Source organism: Mycobacterium intermedium, assembly GCF_002086275.1.
Classification (GTDB): Bacteria; Actinomycetota; Actinomycetes; order Mycobacteriales; family Mycobacteriaceae; genus Mycobacterium; species Mycobacterium intermedium.
Genome location: NZ_MVHT01000003.1, coordinates 1 through 26161, shown reverse-complemented (window position 1 = coordinate 26161; position 26161 = coordinate 1). Strand labels below are relative to the sequence as shown.

The 26161-nt window shown below is 65.9% G+C and carries 24 protein-coding genes and 2 pseudogenes; 13 read left to right on the top strand and 13 right to left on the bottom strand.

The annotated features are described in order from the left end of the window. The first annotated feature begins 21 nt into the window (after positions 1–21). A complete protein-coding gene (locus BST27_RS01520) occupies positions 22–966 on the top strand; it encodes a LysR family transcriptional regulator (protein WP_069417845.1) in 945 nt (314 codons plus the stop codon). Here BST27_RS01520 and oxc read toward each other — a convergent pair. Then, entirely contained in the window at positions 950–2698 is a 1749-nt protein-coding gene (gene oxc, locus BST27_RS01515) for an oxalyl-CoA decarboxylase (RefSeq protein WP_069417738.1), read from the bottom strand. The genes BST27_RS01520 and oxc overlap by 17 nt on opposite strands. A 224-nt stretch (positions 2699–2922) precedes the next feature. Here oxc and BST27_RS01510 point away from each other — a divergent pair, with 224 nt between their 5' ends. Next, on the top strand, positions 2923–4533 hold the full coding sequence (locus BST27_RS01510; protein WP_069417737.1) for a FadD7 family fatty acid--CoA ligase: 1611 nt from the start codon (positions 2923–2925) through the stop codon (positions 4531–4533). Between the two features lie 131 nt (positions 4534–4664). On the opposite strand, the gene BST27_RS01505 is transcribed toward BST27_RS01510, so the two are convergent. The 3 genes from BST27_RS01505 to BST27_RS01495 all read right to left on the bottom strand — a co-directional run bounded on the left by BST27_RS01505 (position 4665) and on the right by BST27_RS01495 (position 7854). Next, the gene (locus BST27_RS01505; protein WP_069417736.1) at positions 4665–5132 is read right to left on the bottom strand and encodes a DUF2231 domain-containing protein; all 468 of its coding nucleotides are present in this window, start codon (positions 5130–5132) and stop codon (positions 4665–4667) included. 16 nt (positions 5133–5148) lie between these two features. Further along, the gene (locus BST27_RS01500) at positions 5149–7293 is read right to left on the bottom strand and encodes an elongation factor G-like protein EF-G2 (RefSeq protein WP_069417735.1); all 2145 of its coding nucleotides are present in this window, start codon (positions 7291–7293) and stop codon (positions 5149–5151) included. Between the two features lie 129 nt (positions 7294–7422). After that, positions 7423–7854 carry a TIGR03668 family PPOX class F420-dependent oxidoreductase gene (locus tag BST27_RS01495; RefSeq protein WP_069417734.1) on the bottom strand — a complete coding sequence of 144 codons (432 nt, stop codon included), beginning with the start codon at positions 7852–7854 and terminating at the stop codon, positions 7423–7425. A gap of 363 nt (positions 7855–8217) precedes the next feature. Here BST27_RS01495 and BST27_RS01490 point away from each other — a divergent pair, with 363 nt between their 5' ends. From BST27_RS01490 to BST27_RS01480, 3 genes are all read left to right on the top strand, one after another. After that, entirely contained in the window at positions 8218–9273 is a 1056-nt protein-coding gene (locus BST27_RS01490) for a S1C family serine protease (RefSeq protein WP_069417733.1), read from the top strand. 97 nt (positions 9274–9370) lie between these two features. Beyond that, on the top strand, positions 9371–11167 hold the full coding sequence (gene treS / locus BST27_RS01485; RefSeq protein ID WP_069417844.1) for a maltose alpha-D-glucosyltransferase: 1797 nt from the start codon (positions 9371–9373) through the stop codon (positions 11165–11167). 53 nt (positions 11168–11220) lie between these two features. After that, a complete protein-coding gene (locus tag BST27_RS01480; RefSeq protein WP_069417843.1) occupies positions 11221–12567 on the top strand; it encodes a maltokinase N-terminal cap-like domain-containing protein in 1347 nt (448 codons plus the stop codon). Positions 12568–12655: 88 nt separating this feature from the next. On the opposite strand, the gene ag85C is transcribed toward BST27_RS01480, so the two are convergent. The 5 genes from ag85C to BST27_RS01455 all read right to left on the bottom strand — a co-directional run bounded on the left by ag85C (position 12656) and on the right by BST27_RS01455 (position 16491). Continuing rightward, on the bottom strand, positions 12656–13711 hold the full coding sequence (gene ag85C, locus BST27_RS01475; protein ID WP_069417732.1) for a diacylglycerol acyltransferase/mycolyltransferase Ag85C: 1056 nt from the start codon (positions 13709–13711) through the stop codon (positions 12656–12658). Between the two features lie 198 nt (positions 13712–13909). Beyond that, the gene (locus BST27_RS01470; RefSeq protein WP_069417731.1) at positions 13910–14752 is read right to left on the bottom strand and encodes an ABC transporter permease; all 843 of its coding nucleotides are present in this window, start codon (positions 14750–14752) and stop codon (positions 13910–13912) included. Beyond that, complete coding sequence (locus BST27_RS01465; RefSeq protein WP_069417730.1) at positions 14742–15518, bottom strand: ATP-binding cassette domain-containing protein; 777 nt, start codon at positions 15516–15518, stop codon at positions 14742–14744. The genes BST27_RS01470 and BST27_RS01465 overlap by 11 nt, the downstream gene beginning before the upstream one ends. Further along, positions 15515–15967, bottom strand: coding sequence for a MarR family winged helix-turn-helix transcriptional regulator (locus BST27_RS01460; protein ID WP_069417729.1), 453 nt, complete (start codon positions 15965–15967; stop codon positions 15515–15517). Before BST27_RS01460 ends, BST27_RS01465 begins: the two co-directional genes overlap by 4 nt. 26 nt (positions 15968–15993) lie before the next feature. Beyond that, positions 15994–16491 (bottom strand): metallophosphoesterase family protein, encoded by a 498-nt coding sequence (locus tag BST27_RS01455; protein WP_069417728.1) that lies wholly within the window; start codon positions 16489–16491, stop codon positions 15994–15996. Positions 16492–16511: 20 nt separating this feature from the next. Between BST27_RS01455 and BST27_RS01450 the strand changes: the two genes are divergently transcribed. Then, positions 16512–16967 (top strand): MaoC family dehydratase, encoded by a 456-nt coding sequence (locus tag BST27_RS01450; protein WP_069417727.1) that lies wholly within the window; start codon positions 16512–16514, stop codon positions 16965–16967. 75 nt (positions 16968–17042) lie between these two features. Here the strand turns inward: BST27_RS01450 and BST27_RS01445 are convergent, their stop codons facing one another. Further along, positions 17043–18338, bottom strand: a complete 1296-nt coding sequence (locus tag BST27_RS01445) for an acyl-CoA dehydrogenase family protein (protein WP_069417726.1) — start codon at positions 18336–18338, stop codon at positions 17043–17045. 44 nt (positions 18339–18382) lie between these two features. On the opposite strand from BST27_RS01445, the pseudogene BST27_RS33445 reads away from it, so the two are divergent. Continuing rightward, a pseudogene (locus tag BST27_RS33445) lies at positions 18383–18688 on the top strand (SDR family oxidoreductase); the annotation flags it as partial. An 82-nt stretch (positions 18689–18770) separates the two neighbouring features. On the opposite strand, the gene BST27_RS01435 reads toward BST27_RS33445, so the two are convergent. Continuing rightward, on the bottom strand, positions 18771–19856 hold the full coding sequence (locus BST27_RS01435) for a F420-dependent hydroxymycolic acid dehydrogenase (protein ID WP_069417725.1): 1086 nt from the start codon (positions 19854–19856) through the stop codon (positions 18771–18773). A 54-nt stretch (positions 19857–19910) separates the two neighbouring features. Here BST27_RS01435 and BST27_RS01430 point away from each other — a divergent pair, with 54 nt between their 5' ends. Further along, positions 19911–20516 (top strand): GNAT family N-acetyltransferase, encoded by a 606-nt coding sequence (locus BST27_RS01430; RefSeq protein ID WP_069417724.1) that lies wholly within the window; start codon positions 19911–19913, stop codon positions 20514–20516. 82 nt (positions 20517–20598) lie between these two features. After that, positions 20599–20940 carry a hypothetical protein gene (locus tag BST27_RS01425; protein ID WP_069417723.1) on the top strand — a complete coding sequence of 114 codons (342 nt, stop codon included), beginning with the start codon at positions 20599–20601 and terminating at the stop codon, positions 20938–20940. Here the strand turns inward: BST27_RS01425 and BST27_RS01420 are convergent, their stop codons facing one another. After that, positions 20941–21615 carry a TetR family transcriptional regulator gene (locus BST27_RS01420; RefSeq protein ID WP_069417842.1) on the bottom strand — a complete coding sequence of 225 codons (675 nt, stop codon included), beginning with the start codon at positions 21613–21615 and terminating at the stop codon, positions 20941–20943. It abuts the gene before it with no gap. A 70-nt stretch (positions 21616–21685) separates the two neighbouring features. On the opposite strand from BST27_RS01420, the gene BST27_RS01415 reads away from it, so the two are divergent. From BST27_RS01415 to BST27_RS01400, 4 genes are all read left to right on the top strand, one after another. Then, entirely contained in the window at positions 21686–22747 is a 1062-nt protein-coding gene (locus BST27_RS01415; protein WP_069417722.1) for a ferredoxin reductase, read from the top strand. Between the two features lie 48 nt (positions 22748–22795). Continuing rightward, positions 22796–23899 (top strand): fatty acid desaturase family protein, encoded by a 1104-nt coding sequence (locus BST27_RS01410; protein WP_069417721.1) that lies wholly within the window; start codon positions 22796–22798, stop codon positions 23897–23899. Positions 23900–23998: 99 nt separating this feature from the next. Further along, positions 23999–24514, top strand: coding sequence for an SRPBCC family protein (locus tag BST27_RS01405; RefSeq protein ID WP_069417720.1), 516 nt, complete (start codon positions 23999–24001; stop codon positions 24512–24514). Then, on the top strand, positions 24514–25554 hold the full coding sequence (locus tag BST27_RS01400; protein ID WP_069417719.1) for an LLM class flavin-dependent oxidoreductase: 1041 nt from the start codon (positions 24514–24516) through the stop codon (positions 25552–25554). The genes BST27_RS01405 and BST27_RS01400 overlap by 1 nt, the downstream gene beginning before the upstream one ends. Before the next feature lie 71 nt (positions 25555–25625). Here the strand turns inward: BST27_RS01400 and BST27_RS01395 are convergent. Then, positions 25626–26161 (bottom strand): annotated as a pseudogene (locus BST27_RS01395) (DUF1214 domain-containing protein); the annotation flags it as partial.

Genomic DNA, 26161 nt, shown 5'->3' with positions numbered 1-26161 from the left:
CACACAGTCGAAAGGGTGCGGGTGCTCTTCCGCCAGCTGGAGTACTTCGTCGCGGTCGCCCAGGAACGGCACTTTGCCCGGGCGGCGGAGCGGTGTTACGTGTCGCAACCCGCCCTTTCCTCGGCGATCGCCAAGCTGGAGCGCGAACTCAATGTCACGCTGATCAACCGCGGTCACAGCTTCGAGGGCCTCACTCCCGAGGGGGAGCGGTTGGTGGTGTGGGCCAAGCGGATACTCGCCGAGCACGATGCCTTCAAGGCGGAGGTGGCCGCGGTGCGGTCCGGCATCACCGGCACGCTTCGGCTGGGCACGGTTCCTACCGCCTCGACGACGGCATCGCTCGTGCTGTCGGCGTTCTGCTCGGCGCATCCGCTGGTCAAGGTGCAGATCAGTTCGCGGTTGGCGACCACCGAGTTGTACCGACGACTACGCGATTTCGAACTCGACGCGGTCATCGTGCACCCCGCGTCCGAGGGGGCGCACGAGGTGGATTCGGTGCCGCTGTACGACGAACACTATGTGCTGCTGGCGCGGGCGGACATGTTGGCCGCCGGTGCGACGACACTGAGCTGGCCCGAAGCGGCGCAACTGCCGTTGGCGCTGCTGACTCCGGACATGCGCGATCGCCAGATCGTCGACGCGGCCTTCGCCGAGCACGGCATCACGGTCAGCCCCCAGGTCGAGACCGATTCGGTGGCTTCGTTATTCGCGCAGGCCGCGGCCGGAGACTGGGCGTGCATCGTCCCGCACACCTGGTTGTGGATGACCCCCATGGCGGGGGCGAGATCCGGGGAGATCCGCGCGGTGCAACTCGTCGACCCCGTCCTGAAGGCGACCATCGCGTTGGTGACCAACGCCGGTGGCCCAGGCTCGCCCGTGGCCCGGGCGCTCAAAGCAAGTGCGCAGGGGCTCGCATTGGACGAGTTCTTCGACGGCCAACTGCACGGAATCACCCAGCGCCGCTAGGCGGATTCACCGATCCCGCCGCGCGGGCGGGATTCAGGCTCGCCAGGTGACCGCTTTCCACCCCGGCCCCGGGATCGAGTTCGCAGTCGATGAGGGTGGGCCGGTTCGACGCCAGCGCTTCGGTGAGCGCCTTTTCCAGTTCGGCGGGGGTGCTCACGTGATACCCCTTGCCGCCGAACGCTTCCGCCAGCAGCTCGTGGCGCGCCCCGGCGTTCAGCACGGTGGGCGCGGGGTCCTTTTCGGCGCGGCTGGCCTTGGTGGCACCCGTTGCGCCCGCTGCGACTTCGTCACCGCGGTAGACCCCGCCGTTGTTGAGAATCACTACGGTGACGGGCAGCCGGTAGCGGCAAATGGTCTCGATTTCCATGCCGCTGAAGCCGAATGCGCTGTCACCCTCGATCGCAACCACCGGCCGGCCCGTCTCGACGGCGGCGGCGATGGAGTAGCCCATGCCAATACCCATCACCCCCCAGGTTCCGGTGTCGAGGCGGTGTCTTGGCAGCTGCATGTCGATGACGTTGCGGGCGAGGTCGAGGGCGTTGGCACCCTCGTTGACCACATACACGTCCGGGTTGTCTTGCAGCACTGAGCGAATCGCTCCGAGCGCGTTGTAGAAGCGCATCGGGTGCGGGTTCTCGGCCAGCCGCTCGCGCATCTTGGTGTCGTTGCGCGCCCGGCGCTCGGCGAGTTCTTCGGTCCACGCCGCGGCGGGCTGAATGGGGCGGGCGGCCAGAGCCTCCAGCAGTGCCGAGACCACCGAGCCGATGTCGCCCGTCAGCGGGGCCACGATGGGCCGGTTGCTGTCGAATTCCGACGCCGCGATGTCGACCTGGATGAACTGGGCGTCGGGCGACCATTGCGGTGACTCGCCATGGCCCAGTAGCCAATTCAGCCGCGCGCCGATCAGCAAGACGACGTCGGCCCGGGAGATTGCCAACGAGCGAGCCGCGGCCGCGGACTGCGGATGTGAGTCGGGAAGCAGCCCCTTGGCCATCGACATCGGCAGAAACGGAATTCCGGTCTGCTCGACGAATTCGCGAATTGTGCTGTCGCACTGTGCGTAGGCCGCTCCCTTGCCCAGCACGATCAACGGGCGTTGGGCCTGCGACAGCACATCGAGGGCCCGCTCCACCGCCGACGGTGCCGGGAGTTGGCGGGGAGCCGGGTCGACGAGGCGCCAGATGGTGGCGGCGGCCGCCGACTCCTCCATCGTCTGCCCCAGCACCTCGCCCGGGATGTCGAGGTAGACGCCGCCGGGGCGGCCCGAGATCGCGGTCCGTATCGCGCGGGCCACGCCCCGACCGATGTCCTCGACCCGCGCGATGCGGTAAGCGGCCTTGACGAACGGCCGGGCCGCGTTGAGTTGGTCGATGTCCTGGTAATCGCCGCGCTGCAGGTCGACGATCGCACGCTGGCTGGAACCGGAGATCTGGACCATGGGGAAACAGTTGGTGGTGGCGTTCGCCAGGGCCGGCAGGCCGTTGAGAAAGCCGGGACCGGACGTCGTCAAGCACACGCCGGGTCGCTGGGTGAGGAATCCGGCCGCGGCGGCAGCGTTCCCGGCCGACCCCTCGTGGCGGAAGCCGATGTAGCGAATCCCCGCCGCCTGGGCGGCGCGAGCCAGGTCAGTGATGGGGATGCCGACGACACCGTAGATTGTCTCGACATCGTTGGCCTGGAGAGCGTCCACCACGAGCTCAATTCCATCGGTCAAGCGCGACGCTGTGGTCATGGTGGCTCCTTGCTACCTGTCGTGTGCCGTACTAGTCACTGTGTCCGGTGACCCGGGCCGTGTCCAAGACCCAGTCGCTATCCAGCGATACACGACGCTTATCGAATCAATAGCTTGGAGCTATCGGGCAGTAGCGGATCGATATTGGACAACCGGGATTGGCACCGGCATCGTGCTGAATTAGGCGCCCACCCCGCCCCGCCGAACTTTGGAAGGAACCGGCAATGTCACCCGAAGCGATCACCCGCGGCAGAGCAGTTGCCGAACAAAGCCCGCGAATCGCCGAATTGATCGGTCTGGCGGCAAGCCGGGTGCCGGGCGCGACCGCGCTCATCATCGGCGAGGACCGCAGCCGGGTCACCTACCGTGACCTGGTCAATCTGGTGGAAGACCTGGCCGGGCAGTTGACCCGCGCGGGTCTGGAACCCGGCGACAGCGTGGCGCTGCGAACCGCCAGCAACGCCGAATTCGTCGTCGCGCTGTTGGCGGCATCGCGGGCGGATCTCGTGGTGGTGCCGCTGGATCCGGCGCTGCCCGTCAAAGACCAGTGCGCCCGCGCCACAGCTGCGGGAGCCCGGGTGATGCTGATCGATGGCGAACCGCCGGGCGCCTCGGGCGACGAGGACGAACCGGCGGTGCGGTCCTGGACGGTCGCTGTGGCGGCCGGCCTGGATGAGACCACCCTGGCGGTGCACCTGCATGCGGCGGAAGACGCCGACCCAGAGCCATCACGGCCTGAAGGGTTGCAGACCGACGATGCGATGATCATGTTCACGGGCGGGACCACCGGCTTTCCCAAGATGGTTCCGTGGACGCACACCAACCTGGCTACCTCGGTGCGTGCGATCATCGCCTGCTACGGGTTGAGCGCCGCGGACTCCACCGTGGCGGTGATGCCGCTCTACCACGGCCACGGTCTGGTGGCCGCGCTGTTGGCCACCTTGGCATCCGGCGGGACCGTCCTGCTGCCGGCTCGCGGTAAGTTCTCGGCACACACGTTCTGGGACGACATCGAAGCCGCCGGGGCCACCTGGTACACGGCAGTGCCGACGATTCACCAGATCTTGTTGGAGCGCAACAAATCTCAACCGCGGGGGAGTCGACGGGCCGCACTGCGTTTCATTCGCAGCTGCAGCGCGCCGCTGACGCCGGAGACGGCCGAGGCCCTAGAGGCGGAGTTCGCCGCCCCGGTGGTGGTCGCCTTCGGCATGACCGAAGCCACGCACCAGGTGGCCACCACCCCCATCGCATTGGGCGAAAATCCGGCCAAGTCAACGGGTCTCGTCGGGCGTTCGACCGGACCCGAGATCCGCATCGTCGGATCCGACGGGCAGTCGCTGGACGTCGACGAGGTGGGAGAGGTGTGGTTGCGCGGTGGCACCGTGGTGCGCGGCTACCTCGGTGACCCGCAGATCACCAAAGACAACTTCACCGACGGCTGGCTGCGGACCGGTGACCTGGGTACCTTGTCGTCCGACGGCAGCCTGACCATTCGCGGGCGGATCAAGGAACTGATCAACCGTGGCGGGGAGAAGATTTCGCCGGAGCGCGTCGAGGGAGTGTTGAGCAGCCACCCCAAGGTGTTGGAGGTGGCGGTTTTTCCGGTGCCGGACAAGCTATACGGGGAAGCGGTCGCCGCGGTGGTGGTGCCGCGCGGCGACTCGCCGACCGCGGAGGAGCTTACGGACTTCTGCCGGGAGCGGTTGGCTTCCTTCGAGATTCCGGCCAGCTTCGAAACCACCAGCGAGCTGCCGCACACGGCCAAGGGCTCACTCGACCGCCGCGCCGTGGCCAGGCAGTTCGGGCGCGAGGGCCGCGAGGGATCTGACGCCTGAGTTGGCTGTACCCGTGGGCCAGAGCACCGGCGCGCTGAAGCGCATCCCTGCCCCCGCCTCGTCGAGCGTGTGGCCTATGGCCCAGATTGCAAAGGTGTGGGGCCACAGCCCACACGCTCGATGTCGGGCCGCTATGTGGACGCCGTGACGCTGCCCCAGGCGGCGCGCGCACCCGTTTCGCCGACGCGGTAAGTCTGCACCAGCGTGCCCACGGCGGCGACAACCACCAGCACCGCTACCAGGGCCCGCACCGCCGTTTTCACGGTCCGACCACGAGCCTGACGCAGGTGGACGACGGCCAACGCGGTGACCGTCACGGTGAGGGCCGCGACGATATAGACCAGCGTCGCACCGAGTTTGCCGTGCTGGTCCGCTACCGGTGGGCTGCCCAGCTTTTCGTACAACCAGTCACCGCTGCTGATTGTCAGCGGGGTCAAGATGAGGGTGGCCACCGCCAGCGCAAGGGTCAGCCAGATCAGTCGTTGGCGCGCCACCGCCCACACCGCACACAGGATCGCCAGGATCGCGGTCAGCGGACCCAGCACAACGACGAAATGGTTCAGCAGTATGTGGCCGGGAAGCCCGTCGATCACCGACATGAACTGCCAAACCCGTTCAGGCCGAGGCCTTCACCTTGGCTGCGGCATTTTCCGGCATCGGCTCATAGCGGGCAAACGTTCGGGTGAACGATGCCGCCCCGTGCGCCAGTGACCGCAAATCGATTGCGTACCGGGTCAATTCGACTTGTGGCACCTCGGCCTTGACCACTGTGCGCCCGTTGCCGGCGGCTTCGGTGCCCTGCAGTCGGCCCCGGCGAGAGGACAAATCGCCCATCACGGCGCCGACGAATTCGTCGGGAACCAGCACCGAGATCTCGTCGATCGGCTCGAGCAGGATCACCTTCGTCGCTGCGGCGGCATCTTTCAGCGCCAGCGCGCCGGCCATCTGGAACGCGTAGTCGGACGAGTCGACGCTGTGGGCTTTGCCGTCCAGCAGGGTGACCCGGATGTCGACCACCGGGTACCCGGCGTGCACGCCCTTCTCCATCTGGGCGCGGATCCCCTTCTCCACGCTCGGGATGTAGTTGCGCGGCACCGCACCGCCGACCACCTTGTCCAGGAATTCGAATCCGGATCCCTCCGGCAGCGGCTCGACTTCGATGTCGCACACGCCGAATTGGCCGTGCCCGCCGGACTGTTTCACGTGCCGACCGTGGCCTTTGGCTTTGCCGGCGAACGTTTCCCGCAGCGGTACGCGCAGTTCGACCGTGTCGACGGTGACGCCGTAGCGATTCGACAGCGCTTCGAGCACCACGCCGGCGTGGGCCTCGCCCATGCACCAGAGCACAACTTGGTGGGTCTCCGGGTTTTGCTCGATCCGCAGTGTCGGGTCTTCAGCGGCCAACCGGCCCAGGCCGACCGACAATTTGTCTTCGTCCGTCTTGGCGTGCGCCTGAATGGCGATCGGTAGCAGCGGGTCGGGCATCGTCCACGGCCGGAGCACCAGTGGCTCGGACTTGTCGGACAGCGTGTCGCCCGTCTCGGCGCGGCTCAACCTGCCGATCGCGCAGATGTCGCCGGCGATGACGGCCGAGGCCGGTCGTTGCTGCTTGCCGAGGGGGAATGACAGCACGCCGATGCGTTCGTCTTCGTCGTGATCGGGGTGACTCGATGAGCCGTTGGTCGCACCGAAGAAGGCTGAGAAGTGACCCGACACATGGACCGTCGCGTCCGGCTTTATGGTCCCGGAGAACACCCGAACCAGGCTCACCCTGCCGACGTATGGGTCGGACGTCGTCTTGACCACCTCGGCCAGCAACGGTGCGTTGACGTCGCACGTCAATGCGTCGTGCGTGGCGCCTTGCGGGGTGAACACCTCCGGCAGTGGGTGCTCCATCGGGGACGGGAATCCGCGGGTGGCGACCTCCAACAGTTCGAAGGTGCCGACACCGGTCGTGCTGCACACGGGGATCACCGGGAAGAACGAGCCCCTTGCGACGGCCTTTTCCAGGTCTTCGATCAGGCCCGACTCGTCGATCGCCTCGCCGCCCAGATAGCGCTCCATGAGCGACTCGTCCTCGGACTCTTCGATGATCCCTTCGATCAGGCTGCCCCGCGCCTCCTCGATGCGCTCGGCATCGGACGAGTCGGTGGGGCGGGTGCTCCGTTTGCCGTTCTCGTAGACGTACTGCGTCTGCGACAGCAACCCGATCAGGCCGTCCCCCGTGGGCAAGTACAGCGGCAAGACTTTGTCGCCGAACGCCTCTTGCGCGGCGGCCAACGCCTCGGAGTAGTTGGCGCGGGCGTGGTCGAGCTTGGTGATCACCACGGCTCGGGGCATGCCGACCTGGTTACATTCCTGCCACAGCGATTTGGTGGGTTGGTCGACGCCCTCGCTCGCCGAGATGACGAACAATGCGCAGTCGGCGGCACGCAGCCCGGCACGCAGTTCGCCCACGAAGTCGGCGTAACCGGGGGTGTCGATGAGGTTGATCTTGGTGCCGTCGTACGCCAGCGAGGCGACCGCAAGGCCCACCGAACGCTGCTGGCGGATCTCGGCGTCGTCGAAGTCACAGACGGTGGTGCCCTCGGTCACCGAACCCGGCCGGGTCAACACGCCCCCGGCGACCAGCAGGGCATCGACGAGGGTGGTCTTGCCGGCGCCCGATGGCCCGACCAGGACCACGTTGCGTATGGCGTTGGGAGCTTCGGCAGTGGGAGCGGCCCCAGCGCTTTGAGAAGCACCCGCTCTGTCGGCCATGACATACCTCCAGTTCTCCTGGGCCCGAAATCTCTAAATGCCCCCGTGCGCAGTGTGTTCTAGCTCACAGGACGCAATACCCACCATTCCCCCAACTGCGGTTCAGCACAAGGGTCGGGCCGGGTCGGTTCAGGCGTGCCAGCTGGACCAGCGCCGCACCGCGATCGAAATGACCGGGCCGTCCAGCGAAACCGATTGATACTGAACGTATTTAGCGCGCAACAGGCGGTGTCCGAGGGCTAAGACGGCACCGTCATGGTGGATCGCGGCGACACCGTCGGCCCGAACCCACCACAGCTGTGTCCAGTCGGCGTCGTAGTGGTCGACCAGCAGACTGACGTTGGGGTTTTCCTCGATATTGGCGATGCGGCGCAGCCGTTGAGTGGTTTTCGGCTTGGCGTCGACGGCGGTGTACACGACACCTTGGTCCGCATCCCGGTCCACATCGTGGTGCGCGGCGAAGACCACCGGTACGACGTGTGGGACGCCTTCGGGGCTGACCGTGGCCAGTCGCGCGACTTGGGCTGCTGCGAACCTGACCTGCGGGTCGAATTCGGCCACCGCCCCAGCTTATTGCGCTGGGCGCCCGCTTTCGCGTCGTCGAGTGTGTGGCTGTTGGCCCCGGAGTTGAAGGAAGCGGGTGCATAGCCCACACGTTCGACGCCCGGCGCTCCAAGCCTGTGCACCTGCACGTCGTCGAGTGTGTGGCTGTTGGCCCCCATTTAAGGGATTGGGTGCATAACCCGCACGTTCGACGATGGGCTCCCGACGCCCCAACCAGCGGGCATATTCGAATCGTGCCGAATAGGATTGACCAGCCGATTACTTGGCTATCTGCACTACGGTGATGTAAATAGAGGCATGCCTCCCGGACCCTATGGCTGGGACAAATTCGGTTCTAACCCCGACGCAGGAGGATACGGGATGAGCAAAGTGGGCCGCCGGACGCACAGGTGGTCATTGTTGGTGGCTGTCTTGAGCCTGCTCGTCTTGAGCCTGCTCGCCCCGCCAGCGCCCGCGCAGGCAGCACCGTACAAAGACTTTCCCTTCCCCATGGTGCCGCTCGACCCGATCGCCGCGGTCGCGCAGGTGGGCCCGCAGCTGGTGAACATCAACACCAAGCTGGGCTACAACAACGCGGTGGGCGCCGGGACGGGCATCATCATCGATCCCAACGGTGTCGTCCTGACCAATAATCACGTGATCTCGGGGGCCACCGACATCAGCGCGTTCGCCGTCGGCGATGGCCGCACCTACGGCGTCGACGTGGTGGGATACGACCGCACCGCCGACATCGCGGTGCTGCAACTGCGCGGTGCGGGAGGACTGCCCGCCGCCGCGATCGGCGGTGGCGTCAGCGTCGGCGAGCCGATCGTGGCCCTCGGCAACACGGGCGGCCAGGGTGGCACGCCTCGTGCCATTGCCGGCAGGGTCGTCGCAGTCGGTCAAACCGTGCAGGCTTCCGACGCCCTCACCGGGGCGGCGGAGACGCTGAACAACCTGATCCAGGTCGACGCCGCGATCCAGCCCGGCGACTCGGGTGGGCCGATCGTCAACAGTGCGGGGCAGGTCGTCGGCGTCAACACGGCGGCGACCGAGAACTTCCTGCTGCAGGGCGGCCAGGGCTTCGCCATCCCGATCGGAACGGCGCTCGGTGTGGCCAACCAGATCCGCAGCGGCGGCGGCTCGCCGACCGTGCATGTCGGCCCGACGGCCTTCCTCGGACTCGGCGTCGTCGACAACAATGGCAGCGGCGCCCGGGTGCAACGCGTGGTGGGCAGTGCCCCCGCCGCATCGATCGGCATCTCGGTGGGTGATGTGATCACCTCGATTGACGGCGTGTCGATCAATTCGGCCACCGCCATGTCTGACGCGCTCACCCCGCATCACCCCGGTGACACGATCTCGATCAGCTTCATCACGCGATCCGGAGTGCAACGCACCGAAAGCGTGACCCTTGCCGAGGGGCCGCCGGCCTGATACCGGCGCGCGAGGCCAATTCGGTTGGCAAGACCCATGATTGGCCTCGCGTGATTCCGTGACACCCGTGTCGGGTACCCGTGGCATCGTGGAATTGATGAACGACGACAGAGACGGCGCCAGGCACGGTCCCGCGCACGATCCCGCCGAGGGCAGTCACGTCGAAGGCGGAGTGGTCGAGCATCCCGAGGCCGCGGACTTCGGCAACGCCACCGCATTGCCGGCAGACCCGACCTGGTTCAAGCACGCGGTCTTCTACGAAGTGCTGGTCCGGGCGTTCTTCGACTCGAACGCCGACGGGTCCGGCGACCTGCGCGGGCTGATCGACCGCCTGGACTATCTGCAGTGGCTCGGCGTCGACTGCCTCTGGTTGCCGCCGTTCTACGACTCGCCGTTGCGCGACGGCGGCTACGACATCCGTGACTTCTACAAGGTGTTGCCCGAATTCGGCACCGTGGAGGATTTTGTCGCGCTGGTCGACGAGGCTCACCAGCGCGGAATCCGGGTGATCACCGACCTGGTGATGAACCACACGTCCGAATCGCATCCGTGGTTTCAGGAGTCGCGGCGCGACCCCGACGGGCCCTACGGCGATTTCTACGTGTGGAGCGACACCAGCGAAAAGTACTCCGACGCCCGGATCATCTTCGTCGACACCGAAGAGTCGAACTGGACCTTCGACCCGGTGCGACGCCAGTTCTATTGGCACCGGTTCTTCTCTCACCAACCGGACCTCAACTACGACAACCCGGCCGTTCAGGAAGCGATGATCGACGTCCTGCGCTTCTGGCTCGGTCTCGGTATCGACGGGTTCCGGCTGGACGCGGTGCCCTACCTGTTCGAACGCGAGGGCACCAACTGCGAGAACCTGCCCGAAACGCACGCCTTCCTCAAGCGCTGCCGCAAGGTGGTCGACGACGAGTTCCCGGGCCGGGTGTTGCTGGCCGAGGCGAACCAGTGGCCCGCCGACGTCGTGGAGTACTTCGGCGATCCCAGCACCGGCGGCGACGAATGCCACATGGCCTTCCACTTCCCGCTGATGCCGCGCATCTTCATGGCGGTCCGCCGGGAATCACGTTTTCCGATCTCGGAGATCCTGGCGCAGACCCCGGACATTCCGGAGATGGCCCAGTGGGGCATCTTCCTGCGCAACCACGACGAGCTGACGCTGGAAATGGTCAGCGACGAAGAACGCGACTACATGTACGCCGAGTACGCCAAGGACCCGCGGATGAAGGCGAACGTGGGTATCCGTCGGCGTCTGGCGCCACTGCTGGAGAACGACTTCAACCAGATGCGGTTGTTCAACGCGCTGCTGTTGTCCCTGCCCGGTTCACCGGTGCTGTACTACGGCGACGAGATCGGGATGGGCGACGTCATCTGGCTTGGTGACCGGGACGGGGTGCGCACGCCGATGCAATGGACACCGGACCGCAACGCCGGGTTCTCCACGGCCAACCCAGGTCGCCTGTACCTGCCGACCAGCCAGGACCCGGTTTACGGCTACCAGGCCGTCAACGTCGAAGCCCAACGCGACACATCAACGTCACTGCTCAACTGGACCCGAACCATGCTTTCGGTGCGCCGCCGTCACCCCGCGTTTGCCGTTGGAACTTTCCAGGAACTGGGCGGGTCCAACCCGTCGGTCCTGGCCTACGTGCGGGAGGCGCGCGGTGCGGACGGCGGCGAGGGCGACGTCGTGCTCTGCGTGAACAACCTGTCGCGGTTCCCGCAGCCCATCGAACTCAACCTGCAGCAGTGGAACGGCTATACGCCGGTCGAACTGACCGGACATGTGCTGTTTCCGCGCATCGGCCACTTGCCCTATCTGCTGACACTTCCAGGACACGGGTTCTACTGGTTCCGGTTGTCCAACTCCGAGGAGGAACTATGACGACCGGCGCCGGTGACGATGCAGAGCAACGCGATGAGGAGGAGCGGCGCAATATGAGCCCGTCGGCCAAGCTGCCATGGTCGGATTGGCTGCCGCAACAGCGGTGGTACGCCGGACGCAACCGCGAACTGGCCACCGCCGTGCCGGTGACCGAGGTGCGTTTGCGGGACGGCCTTGACCTGGTGTTGGTCGATGTGACGTACACGGACGGCTTCGCCGAGCGCTACCAGGTGATCGTGGGATGGGATTCCGAACCCGTGTCCGAATACAGCACGCTGGCCACCATCGGCGCCGCCGACAACCACACCGCGTTCGACGCGCTCTATGCCCCGTCGGCGCCCCAGTTCCTGCTCTCGCTGATCGACGGGGAAGAAGTGCGCAGGTCGTCGGACGTGGAGGTGGTGTTCACCAAAGAACCGGACGTCACGCTTCCGCTCGACGCGTTTCCGCGCGTATCGGAGGCCGAGCAGAGCAACACCAGCGTGATCTTCGACCGCCCACCGGCCGCGATCTTCAAGGTGTTCCGCCGGGTCAGCCCCGGAATCAATCCCGACATTGAGCTCAACCGGGTGCTCGGGCGTGCCGGCAATCCGCACGTGGCCAAACTCCTGGGCTGCTATGAGATCGCGGGCGAGGACCCGGACTCGTCCTCCCCGCTGGGCATGGTGACCGAGTTCGCCGCCAACGCGGCCGAAGGTTGGGCGATGGCGACGGCCAGCGTCCGCGACCTCTTCGCCGAGGGGGACCTGTACGCGCACGAAGTTGGCGGCGACTTCGCCGGCGAGTCCTATCGGCTGGGCGAGGCGGTCGCCTCGGTGCACGCCACCCTGGCGGAGAACCTGGGGACGCAGGAATCGACCTTTCCCGTCGATCAGGTGCTGGCCCGGCTGGCGTCCGCCGTCGCGACGGTACCGGAGCTGGAGGAGTACGCGGCGACGATCGAGGAACGGTTCGCCAAACTGCACGACGAGACCATCACCGTGCAGCGAATTCACGGTGATCTGCACCTCGGGCAGGTGTTGCGGGTTCCGGAGGGTTGGCTGCTGATCGACTTCGAAGGCGAGCCGGGCCAGCCGCTGGCGGAGCGGCGGGCGCCGGATTCGCCGTTGCGCGACGTCGCTGGTGTGTTGCGCTCCTTCGAATACGCCGCCTACAGCCCGTTGGTGGAGCATGGGGAGGACAAGCAGCTTGCCGCGCGCGCCCGCGAATGGGTCGAGCGCAACCGGACCGCATTCTGCGACGGATACGCGGCCGCCTCGGGGGTGGACCCGCGCGATTCGTCATTGCTGCTGTCCGCATACGAACTCGACAAGGCGGTCTACGAGACGGGCTACGAGTCGCGGCACCGGCCCACCTGGTTGCCCATCCCGATGCGGTCGATCGCCCGGCTGACCGCTTGACCGCCTGACCGCCGCTCCGCAAAAGAACATCGGCAGCAGCGCTGGCCGTTGCGCTGCTGCCGATGCTGGCTTTAACTAACCGGTCCGATCAGGTCGCCGGCGCGGGCAACGCCGGGATCCCTGCGGCCGGCGCGGCCGGTGCGGGTGCCGGCGCGGGCAGGGCGTTGATCACCTGCAGGATGTCCGGCTTCATCGCCACCAACTGCTGGTTCCAGTAGTTCCACGAGTGGGTTCCGTTGTTCGGGAAGTTGAACACCCCGTTGCGTCCGCCCGAGGCGACGTAGGTGTCACGGAAGGACTGGTTGGTGCGCAACGTGAGACCCTCGAGGAACTTGGCCGGCATGTTGTCGCCGCCGAGGTCGCTGGGGGTGCCGTTACCGCAGTAGACCCAGATGCGGGTGTTGTTGGCCACCAGGCGCGGAATCTGGACCATCGGGTCGTTGCGCCGCCAGGCCGGGTCGCTGGACGGGCCCCACATGCTGTTGGCGTTGTAGCCACCCGAGTCGTTCATCGCCAGGCCGATCAGGGTGGGCCACCACCCCTCGGACGGGTTGAGGAACCCCGACAGCGACGCGGCGTACGGGAATTGCTGCGGGTAGTAGGCGGCCAGGATCAAGGCCGAGCCGCCCGACATCGAAAGGCCTACGGCCGCATTGCCGAACGGCGAAACACCCTTGTTGGCCTGCAACCAGGTGGGCATCTCGCGAGTCAGGAAGGTCTCCCACTTGTAGGTGTAGTTCTGGCCGTTGCTTTGTGAGGGCTGGTACCAGTCGCTGTAGAAGCTGGACTGGCCGCCGACGGGCATGATCACCGACAGGCCGGACTGGTAGAACTCCTCAAACGCCGGCGTGTTGATGTCCCAGCCGTTGAAATCGTCCTGGGCGCGCAGGCCGTCGAGCAGGTAAACCGAGTGTGGCCCGCCGCCCTGGAACTGAACCTTGATGTTGCGCCCCATCGACGGTGACGGGATTGACAGGTACTCAACTGGCAAGCCCGGCCGGGAGAACGCGCCGGCGGTTCCCGTGCCGCCGACGAGAGCGACGAGGCCGGTCAGCAGGGCCGCCCCTAGGGCCGCGACAGCCAGCCGCCGCGAGATGGCTCCCGCTGCGCAACGCACCTTCCGCACTTCTTCGAAGAACGACATAGCTCCCTACCCATCCCAACTTTCATCGGCCGCAGGATTGCGGTCGAATCCCTTCTGGGGGAGTGAAACACAGGGGTGACGCGTAGGTCGCTTGTCACGGCCGGAGCGAAAGATAGCGGTTGGCTAACGATTCGGCGTCACGCCGGAATCGTCACAGTTGGGTCACGATTGCCTTGCGCTTCAACATATTTGGTGCCGTCAGGCGACCAGGCGGCGCAATACCTTTGATGCCGTGGCAATTCCGATGACCGGTGCGACCAGCAGCACGGCGACGTCCACCGCGTGGAAGGGGGTGCCGATCAACAGCGCACGCAACACGTCGACCTCATAGCTCAGCGGGTTTACCGTGCTGAGCGCGTGCAACCAGGCGGGCATCACATCCACCGGATACAGCGCATTGGAGGCGAAGAACAGCGGCATCGTGATGGCCTGGCCGATCCCCATCAGGCGGTCCCGGTTGCGGACCAACCCAGCCAGCGTCATCGACAGGCAGGCGAAGAACGCGGCACCGAGCACGACCACGGCCATGGCGGCCAGGATCCGTAACGGGTTGACGGTCAGGGCAACGCCCATCAGGTAGGCCAACCCCAGCACGCCCACCACCTGCGCGACGGAGCGCACACCGGCGGCGAATGCCTTGCCGGTGATCAGTGCCGACGCGGGCGCCGGGGTCACCATCAGCTTGGCCAGGATGCCGGCGTCGCGATCCCAAATGATCTGTATGCCATAGAAAATGGAGATGAACAGTGCCGACTGGGCGATGATGCCCGGTGCCAGAAACGCCAGATAGGACACCGACCCGGTGTCGATGACACGCAGGTGGCTGAACGTCGTCCCGAAGATCAACAGCCACAGCGCGGGCTGCACCATGCGGGTGACGAGCTCGGTTCGGTCGTGTTGTAGCTTCTGCAGCTCGACGATCGCGAAAGCGCCGACACGTCCCAGCGTCGCGCGGACCCGCTGCAGTCCGTGCGGCGCCGCAACCAGGTTCGATGCGACGGCACTGGTGTTTGTGGCGTTGATTGCCCGGTCAACCGACATTGCGTTCAGCCTCTCTGCCGGACGAAATTTCCGCGGATGAGTAATGCCGGAACACGTCCTCGAGCGTGGCGTCCGGCGACACCGTCGACTTCAATTCCTCCGGCGTCCCCACCGCCTGCAAGGCGCCCCGGTGCATCAGCGCGACGCGGTCGCACAGCACGTCGGCCTCTTCCATGTAGTGCGTGGTCAGCAGCACGGTCATGCCGAATTCGGCCTGCATCTTCTTCACCTGTGTCCAGACCCCGTCCCGCGCGATCGGATCCAGCCCGACCGTCGGTTCGTCGAGGATCAACAGCGACGGCCGGTTGACCAGGGCCTGGGCCACTTCGAGTCGGCGCACCATGCCGCCGGAGTAGGAAGACGCCACTTGGTTGGCCACGTCCAGCAGATCCATCGCGGCCAGCGCCTGATCGACACGCTCGCGCCGCTCCGCCCGCGGCACGCCGTACAGCCGCGCGAACCACTCCACGTTCTGCCGGCCCGTCAATGCCTTCTCGATCGAAAGTTGTTGCGGTACGTAGCCGAGGTTGCTTCTGATGTCGATCGCCTGCCGACGCGCGTCCAGGCCGAAAATGCGGAGCTCACCGTCCTGAACGGGCGCCAGCGTGGTGAGCACGCGCACCACGGTCGTCTTGCCGGCGCCGTTGGGCCCGAGCAGGCCCACCGTTTCTCCGGGGAGTACTTGAAACGTCACGTCGTCAACCGCGGTGTGCTGACCGTAGCGGTAGGTCAGGTGCGCGCAGTTGATCGCCAACGGCGTGTTCATGTGTCTCGCTCCCGCAGCATCCTGGTCATCTCTTCGAGGACCTCCAATCCTTGTCCCAATACCCGGAGCTGCTCGTCGTCAAGCTTGTCGAGCAATTCCGCCAGCACCGCTCGTCGCGCCGCGGCCGTGGCGTCCATGGCGTGCTGGGCGGAGTCGGTGAGCCGCAACCGGCAGACACGTCGGTCGGTGTCGTCGACGGCGCGCACCAGGAACCCGTCCCGGACCAGCTTGGTGACCAGGGTGGAAGCAGTGTTGGGTACCAGTCCCAGCTCGGCGGCCGCGAGGCCGACCGATATTCCGGGCCGGTGCGACACCAAGCGCAGCAACTCGGCCTGCGATTCCGACAGCCGCCCCGGTGCGTATCCGGTTCCCGCCGCGCGGCGCAACTGCCGGCGGAATCTGCCCAGGACCCGCGATATGTCTGCGGAGAGGTCGGTGCGAGTGCTCACCCGACCACAATACCTCTGTAGCCGAGCTATCTATTTATCGTGTGTAGAAGTACGCTGGTCAGCGCGGCGTTTTCGACGGTCGCGGTCATGTAGGTGCAGTGGGGTTGGCGCCGACGATCGGTCGGCGACCCCGGATTGAGCAACCGCAGCCCCGCCGGCGTCGCGGTGTCCCAGGGGATGTGGCTGTGCCCGAAGACCAGCACGTCGGTGTCCGGGTAGCGGCGGGACATGCGCGCCTCGCGGCCGGCCGCGGCTCCGGTCTCGTGGACGACGGTGAAGCGCAGCCCTTCGAGAATGGCGTCGGCCTGCTCCGGCAATCGGGCGCGCAGTTCGGGTCCGTCGTTGTTGCCCCAACAGGCGATGAGCCGTGCCGCCCTGGCCTCCAGCTGGTCGAGCAGCTCGGGTGTTACCCAATCGCCGGCATGTATGACCACGTCGGCTTTGGCGACCTCATCCCATACCTGCGCGGGCAGGTCGCGGGCGCGCTTGGGGACATGGGTATCGGCAATCAGCAGCAGCCTCACGAGTCATATGCTTACCCGTCATGCGCACCTTTGAGTCAGTAGCCGACCTCACCGCCGCCGCGGGGGAGACCATCGGGCAAAGCGACTGGGTGACCATCACCCAGGAAGAGGTCAACCTGTTCGCCGATGCGACCGGTGATCACCAGTGGATCCACGTCGACCCGGAACGGGCGAAAGACGGGCCGTTCGGAACGACCATCGCCCACGGCTTCATGACGCTGTCGCTGCTGCCGCGACTGCAGCACGACATCTACACCGTCAAGGGCATCAAGCTGGCAATCAACTACGGGCTCAACAAAGTTCGTTTCCCATCGCCGGTTCCGGTGGGTTCTCGGGTTCGTGCCACGAGCAAACTGGTCAATGTCGACGACCTCGGTAACGGCACCGTCCAGGCAACCATGTCGACGACGATCGAGGTTGAGGGTTCAGAGAAGCCGGCCTGCGTGGCCGAGAGCGTCGTCCGCTACATCTCCTGACTTTTTGACCGCGAGCAGTCACAAACTTGTACGCAGAAGGGCGTTTTCGTACGAGTTAGCGTCTGCTCGCGGGGTTTAGAATTCCGCGATGGCGTGTTCCAGGCGCTCGGCCAGCAGCGCCTCGGCCGCGGCGCGCCGGGTCGGGATGTGCTGAGACGGGAAAGGCGTTGTCACGGGCTCGTATTCGCGCAGCGTGCGCCGGGCGACCGTCATCTTGTGCAACTCGGTGGCGCCGTCGGCGATGCCGAGCGACTCGGCGCCGACCAGCATCTTGACGAATGGCATCTCGTCGGAAACGCCGAGCGCGCCGTGCAGGTGCAGCGCGCGTTGTGCCACGTCGTGCAGCACCTGCGGCATCGCGACCTTGACCGCCGCGATGTCACGGCGCACCTTCTGGTAGTCGTGGTGCTTGTCGATCAGCCAGGCCGTGCGCAGCACCAGCAACCGGAACTGTTCGATCTGGATCCAGCTGTCGGCGATCTTCTCCTGGGTCATCTGGAAATCGGCCAGCCGACCGTGCCTGGTCTTGCGCGACACCGCGCGCTCGCACATCATGTCAAACGCTTTGCGGGCCAGGGCGATTGTGCGCATCGCGTGGTGGATGCGGCCGCCGCCGAGGCGGGTCTGCGCGATCGCGAACGCTTGGCCCTCACCGCCGAGCACGTGGTCGGCCGGCACCCGGACGTCGTTGTAGCGGACGTAGCCGTGGCTGGCGCGCTTGGCGGATTCCCCGCCCACGCCGACGTTGCGGACGATTTCGATGCCCGGCGTCTCGGCCGGAACGATGAACAGTGACATCCGGTCGTAGGTCCGGGACTGCGGGTTCGTGACGGCCATGACGATGAAGAACGACGCGTGTTTGGCATTGGTGGAAAACCACTTCTCGCCGTTGATCACCCAGTCGTCGCCGTCGCGGTGCGCGGCCGTGACGAACATTCCGGGGTCAGACCCGCCCTGGGGTTCGGTCATCGAGTAGCAGGAGGTGATCTCGCCGTCGAGCAGCGGCTGCAGGTAGCGGGCCTTCTGCTCGTCGGTGCCGAACAACGCCAGAATCTCGGCGTTGCCCGAGTCGGGTGCCTGGCAGCCGAACACCGACGGCGCCCACCGCGACCGCCCGAGGATCTCGTTGAGCAGGGCGAGTTTCACCTGGCCAAAGCCCTGACCGCCGAGTTCGGGCGTCAGGTGCGCGGCCCACAGCCCCTGGTCCTTGACCTGTTGCTGCAGCGGCCGCAGGATCGCCATCATCTCGGCGTTCTTCTTGTCGTAAGGATCGAGGGCGACCAGATCAAGCGGTTCGAGTTCCTCGACCATGAATTTTTCGACCCAGTCCAGCTTCGCCTGGTATTCCGGGTCCGTTTCGAAGTCCCACACGTCTGCACAACCATTCCCCGGTGCCACGTCGCACCGGCTCGTTGATGGGTCCCCCCATCGTAAGGTTCTGGTGCGTCGGGCCCGCTGGGACGGGCAGCAGTAACGTCGCCAGCACGAGGCTGTTTCTGACCGGAGGCACCGGTGCGATCGGCCGCTACGCGGTTCCCGCGTTGGTCCGCGCCGGACACCAGGTCACCGCGCTGGCGCGCGGCGAGGCCAAGGCCGCGGCGCTTCGTGTGCAGGGTGCGACACCGGTAGGCGTGTCACTCTTCGACCGCCACGATCTCGCGGAGGCATTCGCCGGTCACGAGGCCGGTTACGACGTCGTGGTGAACCTGGCCACGGCGCTGCACGTCTTTGTCTTCGAGTGTTGGCGGCATCCGGTGCGACCATCCAAACAGACGCCGAGCCAACGACATTGGTCTCGCGTAGTCAACGCAGCTTGGGGAACACCTCGCTGCGGTAGAAATCAATGGCGGCAATCGGGTTCTCCTGCGGGAAGTGTAGGAACGGCACCGCCCCGGCGTCGAGAACCGATTGCACCGCCCTGATGTGCGTGGCCGGGTCGGTACCGACCGCCCAGTTCGCCAGCACCTTGTCGATCGGGTTCGATTCAGCGGCGCCCTGGATTTCGACCGGATTCGGCTGATCCACCGCCCCGGCGGTGAAGCGCCACAAAGATGCGGCGTGCTTGGCCACGATGCTGTCGCCGACGACGGCGAACAGTTCGGCCCGCTTCCCCAGGCCGGCGGGGTCGCGACCGGCTTGTTGTGCGCCGGTGGTGAAGGAGGCCAACATTTCCGAGTCTTTGATGTCGCGGGCCTGAGCGATCCACCCGTCGCCGTAGCGGCCGGCCAGGCCGGCGCTCTTGGGTCCGCCGGCGGCGACGAAGATCGGCGGCGGTGCAGCCGGCAAATCGTATAGCTTGACGGAATTGGTCTGAAAGTAGCGTCCGGAGAAAGATATTCGCTGGCCGCTCCACAACTGCCGGATTAGCTCGATGGCCTCGACGAGACGGTCGTGGCGCTCCGCGTAGTCGCCGTAGGTGTTGGTGGCGGCTTGTTCGTTGAGCCGTTCTCCGGTGCCCAAACCCAGAAACACCCGCCCCGGATTGAGGATGGCCAGCGACGCGAAAGCCTGGGCGACCGTGGCCGGGTGATAACGGTAGGTCGGGCAGGTCACTCCTGTTCCGAAGGAAATGCGGCTGGTGCTGCTGCCCACCAAAGTCAACGTCAGCCACGGAAACATCGAATGGCCTTCGTTGTCCTGCCAGGGCTGCAGGTGATCGCTGGCCCACGCATACTCAAAGCCGGCTTGTTCGGCGGCTTTGGCCTGTTCCACCAGCTTGTCGGTGCGAAATTGCTCGTGAGACAACACAATCCCCACGCCCTTGGCCGGGGGTGGCGGTGCGGGACTGCCGGGCGGGCCTTCCCGGTCACACCCGGCCAGACCTCCCGCGCCGAGGGCGCCGATACCGGCCGCCAGCCGTCCCAAGGTCCGCCTCGAAATGCCCGCCATCGAGCTCGAATACCCGCCGGTCGTGAGGCCACACCTGGGCTAGCCTCTTATGGCATGACGCCGCAAGCACGCCCCGCCCGCACAGCCGATCTGCGCGCGCTGTCGCAGGTCTTGGGGCGGGCCTTCTACGATGACCCGGTTTCGTTGTGGCTGCTGCCCAATGAGAAGACCCGCACCGCGCACCTGGGCAGGCTGTTCGGCGCGATGACCCGGCATCACCACCTGCCTCTCGGTGGCGTCGAGGTCGCTTGGGGCGGAACGGATATCGGTGCGGCAGCGTTGTGGGACCCGCCGAACCAGTGGCGCGAGTCACGTCGAGCCGAGTGGGCGATGGTGCCGGCCTTCCTGCGCATCTTCGGCCTTCGGGTGTCCATGGGACGGGAAATACAGGCGGCGATGAAGCGGGTCCACCCCGACGAGCCGCATTGGTATCTGGCGACGATCGGCAGCGATCCCGACGTGCGCGGAAAGGGTTATGGACAGGTCCTCATGCGGTCCCGGCTGGAGCGCTGCGACGCCGAATATTGTCCGGCCTATCTCGAGTCGAGCAAACCCGAAAATGTGCCGTACTACGAGCGTTTCGGCTTCACCGTTACCGGTGAGATCAGGCTTCCCAACGGCGGCCCCACGCTGTGGCCGATGTGGCGCGAGCCGCGCTGAGCGCGGTGGCATCGGAGCCGCATCAACAACGCTTCGCGGTTGGGGCGTTTGGCCGCCCAATTCAGCGGGCAACCGTGGGCCTATGGCTGATTCCGATGTAAATCCCGCGGATTTCCCCGAAGAGGGTGGTCCCGGCGACACCCTGAATCAGGAAGAGTCCACCGACCCCGATGAACTTCGCAACGACGACGGCGACATCGTCGTCGATCCACCCGAGGACTGGACGGCGGCCGACGGCCCGGGAATGACGGCGCGCGAAGAGCGTGAAGGCGAATCGCGGGACGACCGCCTCGCCGCAGAGGAACCCGACGTCCTCAGTGCCGCTCCAAGTACGCCGGAAGACGACGTTCCCGGCCGGATCCACCGGGGGCAGGTCTCCGGCACTCCGGAAGACGGCGAGTCCTTCTACCAGGTTGTCGAGTAGTTATGGACTGCTTTTCCAGCCGGCCACGCCAACGGCGATCATCCGCAACTGCTTGATCGCTATGCGCCGGATCTCTTCGAGCGCCTCGGCGCTCTGGGCGTCCTCGATCGCCTCCGCGATGACGATCATCGAGTTGACGAACAGCGTCGCCAGCACGTTGAGATCTTCGGTGCTCCACTCGTTGAGCCCCGGAAAACGCGCCAGGTCGGTGGCCAGTTCGGAAGTGATCAACCGGATCTCGGTGCGAATGGCGTAGCGCAGCACGCTGAGCCCGCTGGAGCGTTCCCGCCCGATGAGCCGCCAGTGCTCACGCCGTTCGGCGACACTGCCGACCAGGATTTCCACGGAGGACTCGATCACCCGGTTCGGGTCGAGCTTGCCGGCGCGTGCGCCGCGCAGCGTGTCACGCAGGATGCGGAACGACTCGTCGATCAAGACCAGGCCCAGGGCCTCCATCGACTCGAAGTGACGGTAGAACGCCGCGGGCACGATGCCGGCCTCCCGGGTGACCTCGCGCAGGCTCAGGCCGCTGAAACTGCGGTCCTGGAGCAGCTTGAGCGCGGCGGCGATGATCGCCCGCCGCGTCGCCTCCTTGCGTTCCTCCCGAGACGGATTCTCCCGCGTACGTTCGCGGGACGATCGCCGCGGACGTGAGCTAGGCGTACGATCGTTCACTGTGTGAACCCTACCACAGACCAGCAAGAAATCCTTGACGACCTGCGACGTCGCCACGCATGGTGTACATATGTTCACTCAAACTTTGAAGCAGCGGGTCCTGGGTTCCAACCTAGTCGATCTGCTCACCGGCCCCCACGGGGTCGACCGTTACACCGAGCTGGTGGAGCCCACCTGGACCATGGGTCAGGCCCGTGCGAAGGTCGTCGACGTACGGCGGACCACCCCGCGCAGCGTGACCCTGACGCTGGCTCCGAACCGCGCCTTCACCGCCGCCCGCACGTTCAAGGCCGGGCAGTACGTCAACCTCGCGGTCGAGATCGACGGCCGTCGGCACACCCGGTGCTACTCGCCGGCCAACGCCGAAGGCAGCTCACGACTCGAGCTGACGATCGGCGTCCACGACGGCGGACTGGTCTCGACCTACCTCTACGAGCAGGCTCGGGTCGGCATGGTGGTAGGTCTCGACGGCGTCGGCGGCGACTTCGTACTGCCGACCGAGCGCCCACGACGGATCCTGTTCGTCTCGGGCGGCAGCGGTATCACCCCCGTCATGTCGATGCTGCGCACGCTGGTCGCCGAGCGGCATGCGGGCGAGATCGCTTTCGTGCACTACGCCCGTACCGCAGTGGAGGCGAACTACCGCGACGAGCTGGCCGGCATGCCTGGCGCGCGCGTGCTGCGCGGCTACACCCGGTCCGACTCCGGTGACCTGGTTGGCCGCTTCGGGCCGGACCACCTGGCCGCCGCCATGCCCTCGCCCGACGCGGTGTACGTCTGCGGACCGACGAGTTTGGTCGAGGCGGTGCGGCAGAACTGTGAAAACGTGTTCACCGAAAGTTTCGTGCCTCCGGTGTTCGAGCCGCCGGCCAATCCGACGGGCGGCCGAGTGACGTTCGCGGACAGCAACGTTGACGTTGTCGATGATGGTCGCTCGTTGCTGGAACAGGCCGAAGCGGCCGGTTTGACGCCGGAGAACGGCTGCCGGATGGGCATCTGCCACACGTGCACGCGGCGCAAGACCTCAGGGACCGTCCGCAATCTCGTCACCGGTGCCGTGTCGACGGTGCCCGACGACAAAGTGCAGATCTGCGTGTCCGTCCCGTGCGGCGACGTCGAGATCGCGCTCTGAGCACCTGAGCACCCGTAGCAGCCCCAAGACCTTCAGGAGGAAAAAACCATGACACAGAACAAGATCACCCTGACCAAAGAGCAGGCCGACGCGTTCGGCCGTGAGCTCGACGCCATCAGGGACCGGGTGATGGCCGACCTCGGCGCCGAAGACGCCGAGTACATCCGTCGCGTCATCAAGACCCAGCGCGCGCTGGAAGTCGGCGGTCGCGCCCTGCTGTTCCTGCCGCCGTTCTGGCTGTTCGGCACCGGCATGCTGGGTATCGCGAAGATCCTGGACAACATGGAGATCGGCCACAACATCATGCACGGTCAGTACGACTGGATGCGTGACCCGACGATCTCCGGCCGGGACTTCGAGTGGGACACCGCGTGCCCGGCCGACCAGTGGCGACACTCGCACAACTACATGCACCACACCCACACCAACATCGTGGGAATGGACCGCGACATCGGCTACGGCATCATCCGGATGAGCGAGGACCAGCCCTGGGAGAAGTACTACCTGGGCAACCCGCTCTACGCATTCCTGCTGATGGTGCTATTCCAGTACGGTGTTGCGCTGCACGAACTGGAAACCGAGCGGATCCGCTCCCACGAGATCAAGTGGCGCGACAAGCGCGACACCTTGAAGGAGATCTGGAAGAAGACCCGTCGGCAGACGCTCAAGGACTACGTCGCCTTCCCGCTGCTGGCCGGCCCCTTCGCGCCATTCGTCTTCACCGGCAATCTCACCGCCAACCTGATGCGCAACGTGTGGTCGTACATGATCATCTTCTGCGGCCACTTCCCGGACGGCACACAGGAATTCAGCGTCGAGGAGACCAAGGACGAGTCCCGCGGCCAGTGGTACTTCCGCCAGGTGCTGGGTTCGGCAAACCTGACCGGAGGCAAGACGTTCCACCTGCTGTCCGGCAACCTGTCCCACCAAATCGAGCACCACCTGTTCCCGGACATGCCGGCCCGCCGGTACGCCGAGATCGCGCCCGAGGTGCAGGAGATCTGCGAGCGTTACGGCATCCCCTACAACAAGGGCCCGCTGCTCAAGCAGTTCGGCACCGTGGTGCGCAAGATTGTCCGGCTCACGTTCCCCGACTCGCTGCGGCCGTCGGCCCGCACCGAGAAGGCCACAACAGAACTCGTCGCCGCCTGATCGGCGGCGGTCACCGAGACCGCGCCCAGGGTGTGTCATTTCGGCATCGGGTCACCCTGGACGCGGTCTCGATTCGCTTGTCGGGGGGACAATGAAACCGTGGAATGGACCGGCGCGCGCTACGCGGACACCCCGACGGTGGAAGCCTCGACATGGATCGACGCCGAACCGCGCAGAGTGTGGAGCCTGGTCTCGGATATCGAGCTGATGCCGACGCTGAGTAATGAGCTGCAGTCGGTGGAATGGGTCGAGGGCGCCACCGGACCCAAGGTCGGTGCCCGCTTCGTCGGGCACAACAGCCACGATGCGTTCGGCGAATGGAGCACGACGTCCCAGATCCTGGCTTGCGACGAGGCGCGCGAGTTCTCCTGGGTGGTCGGTGATCCCGAAAATCCCTCGGCGACCTGGCGATTCGTGCTGACACCGCGCGACGGAGGAACGTTCCTGACGTATTGGATGCAGATGGGCCCGGGTCGGTCGGGTTTGTCGGTGGCGATCGATGCAATGCCCGACAAGGAAGAAAAGATCGTCTTCGTGCGGTTGCGCGAGTTCGAGACCGCGATCGGCATGACCCTGGCGTCCATCAAGAGGCTCGCCGAACATGGGGTGCGTTGATGCGGACCGCCACCACAGTCGAACTGTCGACGCGCCCTGGGGAAGTGGTCGAGTTCGCGGTCGAAGCCGAGAAGCTGGGCCTGGACATGTGCTGGGTCGCCGAGGCTTGGGGTACGGACGCGCCGTCGGCACTGGGCTACATCGCGGCACGGACCAGTCGCATGCTGCTGGGTTCGGGCGTCTTGCAGGTGGGCACCCGGTCCCCGGTTGCGGTCGCGCAGACGGCGATCACGCTGTCCAACCTGTCGTCCGGTCGCTTCCTGCTCGGCCTCGGCGCCTCCGGCCCACAGGTGATCGAGGGACTGCACGGGGTGTCGTTCGCGCATCCGCTGGCTCGGGTCGCCGAGACCGTCGAGATCGTGCGACAGGTGTTCGAGGGTGGCAAGATCTCGTATTCCGGCAAGGAGTTTCAGATTCCCCGGCCCGGCGGGGAAGCCAAGCCGATGCGGTTGTCGACGCAACCGGAGCACGCCATCCCCATCTACCTGGCCACCCTGTCACCCGCGATGCTGCGGCTGACCGGGAAGATCGCCGACGGTTGGCTGGGCACCAGCTTTGTTCCCGAGGGCGCCGGCGACGCCTACTTCGCGCACCTCGACGAGGGCCTGGCGGCCGCCGGACGGGTCCGCGCTGACATCGACATCTGCCAAGGCGCCGAAGTCGCGTTCGCTTCCGACGAGGACGAACTGCACACCATGGTCGCCGCACGCAAGACCGAACTGGCCTTCAGTCTCGGCGGGATGGGGTCGGCCAGCACCAATTTCTACAACCAGGCCTACAGCCGGCAGGGTTGGGCCGACGTGGCCGAACTGGTAAGGGAGCGTTGGCAAAGCGGTGACCGCGATGGAGCCGCTGCGTTGATTACCGACGAAATGGTGCTGACCACAACGCTTATCGGCACCGAGGAGATGGTCCGCGCTCGCCTCGCGACGTGGCGAGACGCCGGGGTGGACACCGTGCGCCTGTATCCGGCGGGCGACACGCTCGATGCCAAGCTCGCGACCCTGGGCCGCGCCATCGACCTCGTGCGCCAAACGTGAACTGACTGCCGAGAAGACGCAAACTCGTACATTTTGGGCCCAAAGCGTACAAGTTTGCGACTGCTCGCGGGCTAAGTCACTGAGCTTGGCGCGTCCGGCAGCTTGACGAGTTGTACTTCGGGGCGTCCGGGAACCTCGTCGGCCAGGAACCACCGGAACGCGAGATTGCCACGCGGATAGCCCAGCGTTGTAAGCGAATTCGGGTGGGCGGTTATCTGGTTGGACAAGACGACCGTGACGGAGCCATCGCTGTTGGGTACCGCGCTGTGGTTGTTGAGCGAGGAGCGGGCGGCGGAATCCTGCGGGTCGCCGTAGGTGGCCATGAACTGGTTCCACACCACCAGGTTCCAGAACCTGCACGACGGCGGCCGGTGAGTGATGACCAGCGCTTCGTCGTCCTCCAGGACAAAGCTGCCGTAGCAGTAGCAGGCGTCGCGCGCCGACCAGCCGAAGTTGGCGTCGGGCACTTGATAAGGGCCGGCGAATTGGTTTGCAGTATGTGCGATTTCGTGTCCCAATCCATGCTGGTCGTCGGCGCGCGCACCGACCGGTAGCGGCACGATGGCAAACATCATCCGCACCCAGGCCGCGGCGGCTCGCAGTCTGG